At 58.8% G+C, this 296-nt stretch carries 1 protein-coding gene; it reads right to left on the minus strand.

What is annotated here, in order from left to right; translation table 11 throughout:
* Positions 1 to 296, minus strand: a 296-nt coding sequence (locus HMPREF2696_RS06720) for a hypothetical protein (RefSeq protein ID WP_141746354.1), incomplete at both ends; no start/stop codon positions are given.

Genomic DNA, 296 nt, shown 5'->3' on the forward strand with positions numbered 1-296 from the left:
GAACCTGCGCTCGCAGTCGTGCCTTTGGCGTTGACGGTATAGATGTCTTGGCCGTTGGCGCCGGTCGTTTTCACCACGTCTTTGATGTTGGTGCCGGCTGCAACTTCGGTACGGGCAGCGGCGCTTTGCTGTTTCAGCTGGCTGTAGTTGACGGCGTCGGTGTCATCGGTACCGGCGGCAACATTGGTAATCTTGTTGCCGGCGGCATTGATGCCTGACTTGGTCACACTCGGGCCACCGGTAATGGTGAGGCCGTCTGTATTCAGTTTGCTGTCGCCTGCGGTGACGCTGTCAAC

This window comes from Neisseria sp. HMSC058F07, from assembly GCF_001810035.1.
Lineage (GTDB): Bacteria > Pseudomonadota > Gammaproteobacteria > Burkholderiales > Neisseriaceae > Neisseria > Neisseria perflava.